Origin of the sequence: Phenylobacterium sp., from assembly GCF_036723115.1 — a bacterium.
In the GTDB taxonomy this organism is placed as follows: domain Bacteria; phylum Pseudomonadota; class Alphaproteobacteria; order Caulobacterales; family Caulobacteraceae; genus Phenylobacterium.
This window is the reverse complement of record NZ_DAIMHV010000094.1, coordinates 1-10,852: the sequence shown is the minus strand read 5'-3', so window position 1 is coordinate 10,852 and position 10,852 is coordinate 1. Positions and strand designations below refer to the sequence as shown.

The following is a 10,852-nucleotide window of genomic DNA, read 5'->3' as shown; positions in this document are numbered from 1 at the left end:
CCGCCGCCGGCTGAGGCACGTATGCCTCTTCAGGCACAGCGGTTCCCCGGAGACACCCCATGCACATCTTCGCCGCGGCAGGCGCCCTTCTGGCCGGCGCAGCCCTGCTCGCCCTCGGCGTCCCCGCCCAGGCGGCCGATCCGCCCACCGCCGGGCCGCTGTCGCTGGACGTCTTTTACAGCGGGGTCTGGTATGAGCAGGCCCGCACCCCCACCCGCCTGACCCGCGACTGCGAGCACGCCACCACCACCTATGGCCGCACCCACGAGGGGGAGATCGCCGTCACCGACGCCTGCCGCCAGGGCGGGCCGGACGGCCGCGAGCGCGCGATCTCAGGGATAGGTCGCCTGCAGGATCCGGGACAGAACGCCGTTCTGGAGGTGCGCTACCGGTTCGGCCCCTTCCGCCCCAGCCGGACCTACCGCGTCATCGCCCACGCTCCGGACGGCCAGTGGTTCATCTCCGCCGAGCCCGGCTTTGAGCGCATCTACATGTTCAGCAGGCCCACGGCCCTGCCCGTGGAGGAGATCGAGGCCCAGATCACCCAGGTCCGCGCCCAGGGCTATGCCGGGGAGGTCGAGATCCTGGCGACGCCCGGCCGTCCCTGAGTCGTCCCTGAGTCGCCCCGGCGCGGTCGCAGCGGCGCCCTAGGCGTACATGCCCTCGCGAAGATTCAGGCCGTGTTCCACATAGGCCTTCATCGCCGACAGCATCTGGGTCCAGCCCTGGCAATTGCCGTAGGACGCCTCAAGCCCGGCCTGAGTGGGGCGCCAGCCTTCCTCTTCGATCCGCACCAGGGTCCGGCCGTCCTCCAGCGGCTCAAAGCTCATGGTCACCGTGGTCTGATAGGGGCCTTGGCCATCTTCGGTCCCGTCCCAGCGCAGCACGATGCGGCTGGGCGCCGTCGCCTCAATGACCTGAACTGGAAAGGCGCCGGGAAAGTCGGCGAAGTCCCACGTCACCACGGCGCCGGTCTCCAGGCGTCCTTTCGCGCCCCCTGTCGTGAAGTAGCCGGAGAGCCGCGCGGGATCGGCCACGGCCTCGTAAACCTCCGCCACCGGGCGCGCGATGCGCGCAGCGACCTTGAACCTCAGTTCCATGGGGCGTGCCTCCTTGTGCCGCATCCCATCATGTTATAATTTTATAACATGTCAACCGAAGCTGATTCGGACAAGGTCTTCAAAGCCTTAGCCTCGCCATGGCGGCGCCAGATGCTGGACGCCCTCAAGGACGCCCCGGCGACGACCGGCGAGCTTTGCGAGCGGTTTCCCGCCCTGGATCGCTGCAGCGTCATGCAGCATCTGAGGGTGCTGGAGGAGGCGGACCTGGTGATCGCCGAGCGGCGCGGACGGGCGCGGTGGAACCACCTGAACCCGCTGCCCATCAAGCACATTCACGACCGCTGGATCGGCGCCTATGCGGCCCGCGCAGTGGACTTCCTGGACACGCTCAAGACCACGGTGGAGGCCCCGTGACCGGCGCCCCGGCTGAGGCCAGGATCAGTGGGCCACCAGGATCGGGATCGGGGCTTCGGACATCATGCGGCGGCTGACCCCGCCCAGGATCAGCTCCTGCAGACGCGGACGGCCATAAAGCCCCATGACCAACAGGTCGGCCCGCTGCAGGCCCACCTGGCGCAGGATGACGGATTCCGCATCCACATCGGCGCTTCGATCCAGGATCAGATCGGCGCGGTAGCCGTGGCGCTCGATCAGACGCTGCAACATGCCGTCGGGGCCGCCCTCGCCATCAGGGGAAACCACCAGCACCTTCACCTCGTCGGCATGGGCGATGAGCGGCCAAGCGTCGCGCAGGGCGCGGGCGGCTTCGCGGCCGCCGTTCCAGGCCACCAGGACACGGCGTCCCAGGCAGGGTTCGAAGCGTTCCTCCGGCGTCACCAGGACCGGGCCTCCGCAGCCCATGGCGATGGTGGCGGCCGGGGTGTTGTGCTCGCTGAGGCTCGCCTGGGCCACGCGGCCCATGATGGTCAGGTCCGCGCGTCGGGCCGCAGCCATCAGCGCGCGCGAGCCATCGCCGCTAAGCGGCAGCCAGTCCGAGGATATGCGGAAGTTGGCGGCCTGGGCCTCGAAGGCCAGCCGCGCCTTCTCGGCCGCCTCCCCCACGGCCTTGGAATGCTCGGTGAGGATCTTCTGGACCACATCGGCGGGCAGTCCCGCCAGGCTCTCGGCGGCCATGTACTGCGAAAGATACTCGCTGGTGAGGAAGACGCCGGTCAGGTGCGCCCCGTGGCGTTGGGCGAGATCACAGGCGGCGCGGACGCGAGGATCAGCCGAGCCTGTGGCGTCGGTGACGACGAGAATCTGACGAAGCATGGCGATCTCCCTGAGGCTGGAGTGACCCTAGGTTGCACGTTCACGCCGCACCTTGATGCGGATCAAGGGACTTCGCGCCCAAGGACGGCGCTCAGTCGGGCCATCAGCGCCTCGCGGGCCGCATCGTCCGGCGACTCGGCCAGGGCCTCGCTCAGGGCCGCATTGAACGCGGCCCGCTGATTGTGCCAGTCGGCCCGGGTCACCGCCTCCGGGGCGAGACGCGCAACGGGATCAGCCTCCACCGGCGTCGCCGTCTCCCCGGAGATCAGATAGCCGTCGTCCAGTCCGGGGGTGAGGATCTTCGCCGGCGAAAAGCCCGAGCGGGAGAGGCGGCGCGCCAGGCCCTGCAACGCGTCGGGCTCCCCGTGATTGAGGAAGACGTGGCCGCGCACGGGCCGCCGCGCCCGGGCCCAGGCCACCAGTCCATCGGCGTCGGCATGGCCGGAATAGACGTCCAGGCTGCGAATGCGGGCCCGCACCTGGACCTCATCGCCCTGGATGCTCACTCGCGAGGCCCCGTCGGCCAGGATCCGACCCAGCGTCCCCTTGGCCTGGAAGCCGGAGAGCAGGACCGTCGCTTCCCGCCGCCACAGGAGCCGCTTCAGGTGTCGCCGCACGCGGCCGGCGTCGCACATGCCGCTGCCCGCCAGGATCAGGTGCCAGCCTTTCAGGCGCTCCAGCCGGTCGCTCTCGGCGGGCTTGGCCAGGAAGTTCAGCCGCCCCCCCGCACGCAGGCCAGCGAAGGGATTTTCCCCCGTGGAGCGGTTATAGCCCCGCCGCTGGAAGACCTCGGTCGCCTCGATCGCCAGGGGGGAGTCCAGGAAGATGTCGCCCTTGGGGACCTGGCCCGCCTCCATCAGGGCCACGATGTCGGCGATGAGCTCCTGTGCCCGTTCCACGGCGAAGGTGGGGATCAGCACCGGCCCACCGGCCGCGTGGGCCTCGCGCAGTATTTCCGCCAGGAGACCGCGCCGCTCATCGGGGGTGATCGCCATCCGTTCGCGGTCGCCATAGGTGGCCTCCAGCACGATGTGGTCGACCCCGGCCGGCCCCTCGGGGTCGGGCGCGAAGTCGCGGCCGCCCTGGCCGATATCGCCCGAGACGAGGACGACGGTGGTGGACTGGCCCTCGCTCAGCCGCAGCTCCACCGACGTCGATCCCAGGATGTGGCCGGCCTCCCAGAAGACGGCCTCCACGCCCGCGGCCACCGCGACCGCCTCGCCCAGCTTGACTTTGCGGAATGAGTCGATCGCCTTTTCCGCGTCCCGGGCGGTGTAGATCGGCGTCACCTGCGGCAGGCCGCGCCTCTGGTTGCGGCGATTGAGGCGCCGGACCTCGCCCTCCTGGATGTCGCCCGCGTCGGGCAGCATCACCCCGCAGAGGTCGCGCGTGGCCGCGGTGGCGAAGACCGGGCCTGTGAACCCGGCCTTGATCAGCTTGGGCAGCAGGCCGGAATGATCCAGGTGCGCGTGGGTCAGCACCACCGCGTCGATGGCGGCGGGATCGAAGGGGAAGTCCTGATAGTTCAGGGCCTTGAGCGTCTTGGGCCCCTGGAACATGCCGCAATCCACCAGGATACGCGCCTGATCGGCGGACACTTCCAGGCAGGAGCCGGTGACGCAGCCGGCGGCGCCGTGAAAGGTGAGCTTTGCGGGCACAGTCGGGATTCCCTGTTCGAAATGGGCCGCCACCATGACCCTCGCGCGACCGGGCCCCCTGATCCAGATCAATCCGCGCTGGGATGAGGACGCCCCCCAGTCGAGGAACCTCGCCATCGTTCAGGGCTGCAAACCCGGTCCGACTGGCCCATGATGGCTGGCCATGACATCCGAGTTTTCGCCGACACTCTTCATCGACGCCGACGCCTGCCCGGTGAAGGACGAGGTCTACAAGGTCGGCCAGCGCTACCGGCTGAAGACCTATGTCGTCTCCAACGCCTTCATGATGATCCCCACTTCGCTGCTCATCGCCCGCGTCATCGTCGAGGCCGGACCCGATGCGGCCGACGACTGGATCGCCGACCATGTGGGCCCGGGCGACGTGGTGGTGACCGCCGACATTCCCCTGGCCGAACGCGCCCTGAAGGCCGGCGGCCAGGCCATCGCGCCCAACGGGCGGCCGTTTACGGAAAACTCCATCGGCGCGGCGCTGGCCCAACGCGCGCTCATGGAGCAGCTGCGTTCCACCGGCGAGTTCACGGGCGGTCCCAAGCCGTTCGACCGCAATGACCGCTCCCGCTTCCTACAGGCCCTGGATGAGGCGGTGCAGAAGGCGCGGCGCCGACGGCCTTGACCGGGCGGGCTCAGCGCCGGCTGGCCACCCGCCAGAGCAGCCACAGGCCCAGCAGGATCGCCCCCTGGCCCAGCACCGCCACAAGCGGAACGGCCGCCAAGCCATAGCGGAACAGCAGGGTCTGCAGGGCCGGCGCCTGGCCATAGGAGATGGCCAGCATGCCGCTGAGAAGGGCGAGCCCCACCAGCACGAAGGCGGCGCCGGCGATGGCTTCGCCGCGCTTGGGCGGACGCTCGGCTGGGTCGCTCATGGGGGCCTCCGTGCGGTGATCCGGGTCAGGCTGCCCGTTCAATGAGCCCCCGGCCTTGAGCGGCGTCAAGGCCGGGCGCCGCCCTCAGCTCTTGGGCACATAGACCTCGCCGCCGCCCTCGCGGAACTTCTGGCTCATCTGCGCCATGCCCTCAGCGGCCACGTCGTTTTGGCCGCGGGCGGCCTCGCGGATGTCCTGGCTGATCTTCATGGAGCAGAACTTGGGGCCGCACATGGAGCAGAAGTGCGCCGTCTTGTGCGCCTCCTTGGGCAGGGTCTCATCGTGGTATTCCCGCGCCGTTTCCGGATCGAGGCCCAGGTTGAACTGGTCCTCCCAGCGGAACTCGAAGCGCGCGCGCGACAGCGCGTCGTCCCAGGCCCGGGCCGAGGGATGGCCCTTGGCCAGGTCGGCGGCGTGGGCGGCGATCTTGTAGGTGATCACCCCGTCCTTGACGTCCTTGCGGTCGGGCAGGCCCAGATGCTCCTTGGGCGTCACGTAGCAGAGCATGGCCGTGCCGAACCAGCCGATCATGGCCGCGCCGATGGCGCTGGTGATGTGGTCATAGCCGGGCGCCACATCGGTGGTGAGCGGCCCGAGGGTGTAGAAGGGCGCCTCGCCGCAGGCGGCCAGCTGCTTGTCCATATTGGCCTTGATCTTGTGCATGGGCACATGGCCGGGCCCTTCGATCATGGTCTGGACGCCATAGTCCCAGGCCACCTTGGTGAGCTCGCCCAGCGTCTCCAGCTCGGCGAACTGGGCGGCGTCATTGGCGTCGGCGATGGAGCCGGGGCGCAGGCCGTCGCCCAGGCTGAAGCTGATGTCATAGGCCCGCATGATCTCGCAGATGTCCTCGAAGTGCTCGTAGAGGAAGCTCTCGCGGTGGTGGGCCAGGCACCACTTGGCCATGATCGAGCCGCCGCGCGAGACGATGCCCGTCACCCGGCTGGCGGTCAGCGGGATGAAGGGCAGGCGCACCCCGGCGTGGATGGTGAAATAGTCCACCCCCTGCTCGGCCTGTTCGATCAGGGTGTCGCGGAACACCTCCCAGTTCAGGTCCTCGGCCACGCCGCCGACCTTCTCCAGGGCCTGGTAGATGGGCACGGTGCCGATGGGCACGGGGCTGTTGCGGATGATCCAGTCGCGGATGTTGTGGATGTTGCGGCCGGTGGACAGGTCCATGACCGTGTCGGCGCCCCAGCGGATGGCCCAGACCATCTTGTCCACCTCGTCGGCGACGGTGGAGAGCACGGCGGAGTTGCCGATATTGGCGTTGATCTTGACCAGGAAGTTCCGGCCGATCGCCATGGGCTCCAGCTCGGTGTGATTGATGTTGGCCGGGATGATGGCCCGCCCGCGGGCCACCTCGTCGCGGACGAACTCCGGCGTCACCAGGTCGGGGATGGACGCGCCGAAGTCCTCGCCGTCGCGGATGAAGGCCTCGCCTTCCTTGCGCCGCAGGTTCTCGCGGATGGCCACATACTCCATCTCCGGCGTGATGATCCCCCGGCGGGCATAGTCGAGCTGGGTGACGCTGACGCCTGGCCGGGCGCGATAGACCCGGCGCGGGGCCTGGAACTCCGGCGCCAGATGGGCGCCGCGGGCGAAGCCGTTGTCCTCGGGCTTCACCACGCGGGGCTCGGCCACCACCTCCACATCCCCGCGGGAGACCACCCAGGGCTCGCGGGTGCGCGCCAGTCCCTTGTCGATGTCGATCCGCACGGCCGGGTCCGTATAGGGGCCGGAGGGGTCATAAAGGGTGACCGGGGGTTCCCCGGCGCTCTCATGCACCGCCACCTCCCGGAAGGGCACGCGGATGTCGGGGAAGAGCACGCCGGGCTCATAGACCTTCTTGGACCCGGGACGCTCACCGGTGGGGATGGCGGCGGCTTCCAGCTTGGCGGCGGGCTTGTTCATGGGCGGGCCTCGTTGTGGGACGGCGGGCGTGAAATGAGGAAGGGCGGGGATCAGACCGGCGCCCGGCGATAGCCCACCAGGGTGAGCCAGACCCCCAGCGCCACGGCGGCCAGGCCTGCGCCCACGGCCAGGGCCGTCGATCGCATGAGCCGCTCGGCCAGGTCGAAGACCACGCCGGGGACGAGGATGAGCAGGACGCCGCGCAGGGTGAGAAGCCAGGCGATGAGGCTGACAGCCGCCTCGGCGGGGCGCCGCCACTTCTGATGATGGGCCAGCAGGGCGAGGCCGGCGAGCATGATCAGCACGCCCACCGAAAAGGTCAGGGCCGGGGCCTCCCGGAACCCCTGCACCAGGCTGGGCAACTCGTCCCGGCGCAGGACCGCCGCGCCCCCGGCGAGCGCCAGGAAGGGCCCCAGGATGCGGGCGCAGAATCGGGTCGGTTCCGTCAGACGCGCCATGGCGCTCTCCCTTCCCTTCGCCGGCATGACCCGGATCAGGTTCAACGGGTCGCGGGCTCGCCCGCCTCTCAGCCGCCCAAGCGCGGCCCCCCGAGGTTCAGCAATGAGACTAGCGACAGCCGACCCTTCCGCCAAGACCTGCGCCTTGAACCGGCGAACGGTCATCGACACTGTTTGGCCCAATTGAGGTGCAAGCCTCGGACTTCAGTTTCAGCCCAGAATGTTCAGCATGCACAGCCAGACTTGGTCGCCCCTCGCCCTCCTCGCGCTCGGCGCCGTTTTGGCCAGCTGCGCCGCCGCCCCTGCGGCGCGCCAGGACGCCGCCGCGCCCCAGACCCTGGCCCAGAGCCCCGCTCAGGAGCGGGCTTGTTTCCGGCTGAGCTCCATCCGCGGGCAGAAGGTCATCAGCCGCGACACGGTCCTCTTCCGAACCGGTGTGGGCCAGGGCGAGATCTTCCGCATGGACATGGCCAACGCCTGTCTCGACACGATGAATTCCGACCCGCTCGTGCTGACGCCCAGCGGCGGAACCGATCAGATCTGCGGTCGACTGGACCTGAGCGTGCGCGTCGCCACGCCCATTGGAGCGACGCCCTGCATGATCCAGGACGTCCGGCGCCTGACGCCGGCCGAGGTCGCCGCCCTGGCGCCTGATCAGCGTCCCTGAGACCTCTCAGGCTGTCCCGATGTCCACCCCCTCGGCCTGCAGAGCCGAGATCAGGGGACCCAAGGCTGCGCCATAGCGGCGCCAGCGGCCGATGGCGCTGGAGTAGATCGGGCTGCGAACCTGAACCGAGCGCCTTACGCCGCGCCCCATGATCTTCCCAGGTCCCGGCCGGCGTGACCCATATGGAAGCGAGCGTCGGCGACGCGGCGGTTCGGGGAGGGTAGAAGCGCGGGTTGCGGTTCCGACTGATCACATCAGGCTCAAGGGCGCCGTAGGGTCGCGCTTGACGGGGCCGAGCGGGCGGCGTCCTCTCGGCGGCATGAGGCCTGAAGGCCTGCTCGTGGGGGGAGCCGCCGATGACTATTGACCTGATGATGCTCGCCTGGACCCTGGTCCTGGCCTTTGTGCAGATCCTGCTGTTTGATTTCGCCCGAACGGCCCAGTACGGCCTGAAGTGGAACACCGGCGCCCGGGACGAGGAGATGCCGCCCCTTAATCCGCGCGCCCAGAGGCTTCAGCGCGCTCAGGCCAATCTGTTCGAGACCCTGCCGCTCTTCATCGGCGCGGTGCTGATCGCCCATGTGGCCGGTCGCGCCGGGGAAACCACCGCCCTGGGCGCCCAGATCTATTTCTGGGGCCGGGTGGCCTATGTGCCCCTCTACGCCTTCGGGGTGCGGGGCCTCCGGTCCCTGGCCTGGATCATCTCCATCGTGGGGCTGGGCATGGTGGCGGGACCGATTCTGGTTCCCTGATTTCAACCGGCCTCGGCGCCGCCTCAGCGGCGATCGCCCACCGCGTCCATCACCCGCGCATTGGACCGCTGGAGGCGTTCCTCCGGGATCTGCGGAAAGGGTTCGGGCGGGGCGGCCCGGTCCTGCGCCGCAGGCTCGCCAGGCCGAATTTCGGGCTGCGGCGCGCCCTGCATGGACCGCAGGGACGAAAGCGCGCGCTCCGTCTCAGCCCGGGTCGACTGGACGTGGAGATCGTTTTCCATCGCGGTGAGGCGGTCGCGGGTCATCCGCTGCTCGGCCTCCAGCACGCCCTGCCAATGGCCGGCTGCGGGGTCAGCCGCAGGTTGGGCGACGGCGGCCCCGGCGGCGAAACCGCCCAGGATCGAGACGACAAGCAGACGGATCATGGCCAGACCTCCGGTGGGCATGGCCTTCTAACGCGGGGGCCAGGCGATCGGGTCCGTCTCAGTTCCGTGGGGCCGGCCGCGTCACGGTGAACCGGGCCAGTTGTTCGGCCGGCAAGGTCCAGGTCGGCGCCAGCTCAATGGCCTTCTGATAGTCGAAATAGGCCGCGCGGGCGTCCTCGAGGCCCTCGTTGGCCAGGGCGCGGTTGTAATAGGCCTTGGCCGGCTCCTCGACGCCGAACTGCAGGCCGCGATCGATTTCGGCCAGACTCTCGGCGTAGCGCTGCTGGCCGATATAGGCCGCGCCGCGATTGACATAGCCCTCGCCCAGTTCCGGCATGATCTTCACCGCCTGATCGAAATCGGCGATGGCGCGGCCGTATTCGGCCCGGCGCATGCGGATGACCCCGCGGTTTACATAGGTGCCGGCCCGGTCGCGGGCGTTGAGAGGTTCGGTCTCCAGGGCGAGATCGCACAGGCCTTCGGAACGGCGGTCCGACTCGCCGGTCACCGCGGCGCGCGAACAGGCGTCGGCCGCCCCGCCCCCGATGACGGTCACCGCCGCCTGCGCCGCGCCCGCGGCCAGCGCGGCTGCGCCGGCCAGCAGCCAGAGGGTGAGACCGCGGGGCATGGGAGACCTCCTGTCGCTGCGCCTTCGATGCGGCGCGTTCCGATGGGAGATTCGCACAGAACGTCGTTCCGTCAATCGCAGGCTTCCCGCCAACGATGCAAATTCCCGTCAGGATTCAACGAGGGGTTGACCATCCTTGGCCGCTTCGCGGGACTTTCGGGTCTCGCGGTAGAGGATGTAGACCCCGCTGCCGGCGACGATGGCCGCGCCGATCAGGGTCGTCCCCCGGGGCAGCTCGCCCCAGACCAGGAAGGCGATCAGGCTCGCCCAGATCAGCTGACTGTAGTCGAAGGGCGCCACCACGGCCACCGGCGCCACACGGATCGCCTCGGTGAGCAGCAACTGCCCCACCCCGCCCAGGAAGCCCATGACGACCAGCAGGGCCAGGGTTTCGGCGTCGGGCATGACCCATCCGAAGGGCAGGCTGGCCAGGCCCGCCACCATGCCGGCCAGGGTGAAATAGAACACGATGCGGGGGCCGGGCTCAGTGAGGCTGATCTGGCGGATGGTGACCATGGCGAGCGCCGAGCCCACCGCGCCCACCAGGGCGAAGATCACGCCGATGGAGGCCATGTGCGCGGGATCGGGGCGGATCATGATCAGAACCCCCGCCAGACCCACCGCCACGGCGGCCCACCGGTGGGCTCCCACCTGCTCCTTCAGCAGGGGAACCGAGAGCGCGGTCATGAACAGGGGCGCGGAGAAGGAGAGCGCCGTGGCCTCGGTGAGCGGCAGGTGGGACACCGCCATGAAGCCCCCCACCATTCCGGTGAGACCCACCAGGGCGCGGGTCAGGTGCGCGCCGGGCCGGGTGGTGCGCAGGACGCCGAAGCCGCTGGTGCGTGCGATATAGATGGCGATGGGGATGAAGGCGAAGGCGTTGCGGAAGAACAGGGTCTCGAACACGGGCACGCCGCGTTCCGACGCCACCTTCACCAGGGCGAACAGTCCCGCCATGCAGGCCATGGCGCCCATGCGCAACAGGATGCCCAGTCCGTTGCGGGCGGCCGGACGCAGGGGCGGCGAAGGGGGGCTTGGCGACACAGCGGCGGAATGACCCGGCGACCGGGCGGCGTCAATCGTTTCGACCCCTCGGGGATGATTTGCGCACGCCCCTGGCGCGAGGGGGGCGGCCTGGACCATAGTGAGACGGGGCAGGCGCGGTGCGGGGG

The 10,852-nt window shown here is 69.5% G+C and carries 15 protein-coding genes and 1 riboswitch; of the genes, 5 read left to right on the top strand and 10 right to left on the bottom strand.

The features are described 5' to 3' along the window. The first annotated feature begins 59 nt into the window (after positions 1-59). Complete coding sequence (locus tag V7D28_RS10510) at positions 60-608, top strand: lipocalin family protein (protein WP_333587338.1); 549 nt, start codon at positions 60-62, stop codon at positions 606-608. A 39-nt stretch (positions 609-647) separates the two neighbouring features. Here V7D28_RS10510 and V7D28_RS10505 read toward each other — a convergent pair whose 3' ends face one another. Then, entirely contained in the window at positions 648-1,100 is a 453-nt protein-coding gene (locus V7D28_RS10505) for an SRPBCC family protein (RefSeq protein WP_333587337.1), read from the bottom strand. A gap of 48 nt (positions 1,101-1,148) precedes the next feature. Between V7D28_RS10505 and V7D28_RS10500 the strand changes: the two genes are divergently transcribed. Beyond that, positions 1,149-1,475: an ArsR/SmtB family transcription factor gene (locus V7D28_RS10500; RefSeq protein WP_333587336.1), complete on the top strand. Its 327-nt coding sequence runs from the start codon at positions 1,149-1,151 to the stop codon at positions 1,473-1,475. 24 nt (positions 1,476-1,499) lie between these two features. Here V7D28_RS10500 and V7D28_RS10495 read toward each other — a convergent pair whose 3' ends face one another. Continuing rightward, positions 1,500-2,333 (bottom strand): universal stress protein, encoded by an 834-nt coding sequence (locus V7D28_RS10495; RefSeq protein WP_333587335.1) that lies wholly within the window; start codon positions 2,331-2,333, stop codon positions 1,500-1,502. A 62-nt stretch (positions 2,334-2,395) separates the two neighbouring features. Beyond that, positions 2,396-3,991 carry an MBL fold metallo-hydrolase gene (locus V7D28_RS10490; RefSeq protein WP_333587334.1) on the bottom strand — a complete coding sequence of 532 codons (1,596 nt, stop codon included), beginning with the start codon at positions 3,989-3,991 and terminating at the stop codon, positions 2,396-2,398. 163 nt (positions 3,992-4,154) lie between these two features. Here V7D28_RS10490 and V7D28_RS10485 point away from each other — a divergent pair, with 163 nt between their 5' ends. Then, positions 4,155-4,625: a YaiI/YqxD family protein gene (locus tag V7D28_RS10485; RefSeq protein WP_333587333.1), complete on the top strand. Its 471-nt coding sequence runs from the start codon at positions 4,155-4,157 to the stop codon at positions 4,623-4,625. Positions 4,626-4,635: 10 nt separating this feature from the next. Here the strand turns inward: V7D28_RS10485 and V7D28_RS10480 are convergent, their stop codons facing one another. The 3 genes from V7D28_RS10480 to V7D28_RS10470 all read right to left on the bottom strand — a co-directional run bounded on the left by V7D28_RS10480 (position 4,636) and on the right by V7D28_RS10470 (position 7,247). Beyond that, positions 4,636-4,875: a hypothetical protein gene (locus tag V7D28_RS10480; protein ID WP_333587332.1), complete on the bottom strand. Its 240-nt coding sequence runs from the start codon at positions 4,873-4,875 to the stop codon at positions 4,636-4,638. Positions 4,876-4,959: 84 nt separating this feature from the next. Next, positions 4,960-6,789 carry a phosphomethylpyrimidine synthase ThiC gene (gene thiC, locus V7D28_RS10475; protein ID WP_333587331.1) on the bottom strand — a complete coding sequence of 610 codons (1,830 nt, stop codon included), beginning with the start codon at positions 6,787-6,789 and terminating at the stop codon, positions 4,960-4,962. 50 nt (positions 6,790-6,839) lie between these two features. Continuing rightward, positions 6,840-7,247: a hypothetical protein gene (locus tag V7D28_RS10470; RefSeq protein ID WP_333587330.1), complete on the bottom strand. Its 408-nt coding sequence runs from the start codon at positions 7,245-7,247 to the stop codon at positions 6,840-6,842. After that, positions 7,243-7,350, bottom strand: a riboswitch (TPP riboswitch). (Overlaps the previous gene by 5 nt.) 126 nt (positions 7,351-7,476) lie before the next feature. Between V7D28_RS10470 and V7D28_RS10465 the strand changes: the two genes are divergently transcribed. Beyond that, positions 7,477-7,914 carry a DUF6491 family protein gene (locus V7D28_RS10465; RefSeq protein WP_333587329.1) on the top strand — a complete coding sequence of 146 codons (438 nt, stop codon included), beginning with the start codon at positions 7,477-7,479 and terminating at the stop codon, positions 7,912-7,914. A 6-nt stretch (positions 7,915-7,920) separates the two neighbouring features. Here V7D28_RS10465 and V7D28_RS10460 read toward each other — a convergent pair whose 3' ends face one another. Beyond that, positions 7,921-8,064, bottom strand: a complete 144-nt coding sequence (locus tag V7D28_RS10460) for a hypothetical protein (RefSeq protein WP_333587328.1) — start codon at positions 8,062-8,064, stop codon at positions 7,921-7,923. A gap of 206 nt (positions 8,065-8,270) precedes the next feature. Here V7D28_RS10460 and V7D28_RS10455 point away from each other — a divergent pair, with 206 nt between their 5' ends. Next, positions 8,271-8,666 carry an MAPEG family protein gene (locus tag V7D28_RS10455; RefSeq protein WP_333587327.1) on the top strand — a complete coding sequence of 132 codons (396 nt, stop codon included), beginning with the start codon at positions 8,271-8,273 and terminating at the stop codon, positions 8,664-8,666. Between the two features lie 23 nt (positions 8,667-8,689). Here V7D28_RS10455 and V7D28_RS10450 read toward each other — a convergent pair whose 3' ends face one another. The 3 genes from V7D28_RS10450 to V7D28_RS10440 form a co-directional block, all read right to left on the bottom strand. After that, entirely contained in the window at positions 8,690-9,052 is a 363-nt protein-coding gene (locus tag V7D28_RS10450) for a hypothetical protein (RefSeq protein ID WP_333587326.1), read from the bottom strand. A 58-nt stretch (positions 9,053-9,110) separates the two neighbouring features. Then, positions 9,111-9,680: a tetratricopeptide repeat protein gene (locus V7D28_RS10445; RefSeq protein WP_333587325.1), complete on the bottom strand. Its 570-nt coding sequence runs from the start codon at positions 9,678-9,680 to the stop codon at positions 9,111-9,113. Between the two features lie 108 nt (positions 9,681-9,788). After that, positions 9,789-10,724 (bottom strand): DMT family transporter, encoded by a 936-nt coding sequence (locus V7D28_RS10440; protein WP_333587324.1) that lies wholly within the window; start codon positions 10,722-10,724, stop codon positions 9,789-9,791. Between the last annotated feature and the right edge of the window lie 128 nt (positions 10,725-10,852).

Excerpts from the sequence above, each read along its gene's own strand:
- V7D28_RS10455 (WP_333587327.1), top strand. The coding sequence starts at position 8,271 with ATGACTATTGACCTGATGATGCTCGCCTGGACCCTGGTCCTGGCCTTT.
- V7D28_RS10485 (WP_333587333.1), top strand. The coding sequence starts at position 4,155 with ATGACATCCGAGTTTTCGCCGACACTCTTCATCGACGCCGACGCCTGC.
- V7D28_RS10480 (WP_333587332.1), bottom strand. The coding sequence starts at position 4,875 with ATGAGCGACCCAGCCGAGCGTCCGCCCAAGCGCGGCGAAGCCATCGCC.
- V7D28_RS10450 (WP_333587326.1), bottom strand. The coding sequence starts at position 9,052 with ATGATCCGTCTGCTTGTCGTCTCGATCCTGGGCGGTTTCGCCGCCGGG.
- V7D28_RS10465 (WP_333587329.1), top strand. The coding sequence starts at position 7,477 with ATGCACAGCCAGACTTGGTCGCCCCTCGCCCTCCTCGCGCTCGGCGCC.
- V7D28_RS10510 (WP_333587338.1), top strand. The coding sequence starts at position 60 with ATGCACATCTTCGCCGCGGCAGGCGCCCTTCTGGCCGGCGCAGCCCTG.
- thiC (WP_333587331.1), bottom strand. The coding sequence starts at position 6,789 with ATGAACAAGCCCGCCGCCAAGCTGGAAGCCGCCGCCATCCCCACCGGT.
- V7D28_RS10445 (WP_333587325.1), bottom strand. The coding sequence starts at position 9,680 with ATGCCCCGCGGTCTCACCCTCTGGCTGCTGGCCGGCGCAGCCGCGCTG.
- V7D28_RS10460 (WP_333587328.1), bottom strand. The coding sequence starts at position 8,064 with ATGGGGCGCGGCGTAAGGCGCTCGGTTCAGGTTCGCAGCCCGATCTAC.
- V7D28_RS10495 (WP_333587335.1), bottom strand. The coding sequence starts at position 2,333 with ATGCTTCGTCAGATTCTCGTCGTCACCGACGCCACAGGCTCGGCTGAT.
- V7D28_RS10500 (WP_333587336.1), top strand. The coding sequence starts at position 1,149 with ATGTCAACCGAAGCTGATTCGGACAAGGTCTTCAAAGCCTTAGCCTCG.
- V7D28_RS10470 (WP_333587330.1), bottom strand. The coding sequence starts at position 7,247 with ATGGCGCGTCTGACGGAACCGACCCGATTCTGCGCCCGCATCCTGGGG.
- V7D28_RS10505 (WP_333587337.1), bottom strand. The coding sequence starts at position 1,100 with ATGGAACTGAGGTTCAAGGTCGCTGCGCGCATCGCGCGCCCGGTGGCG.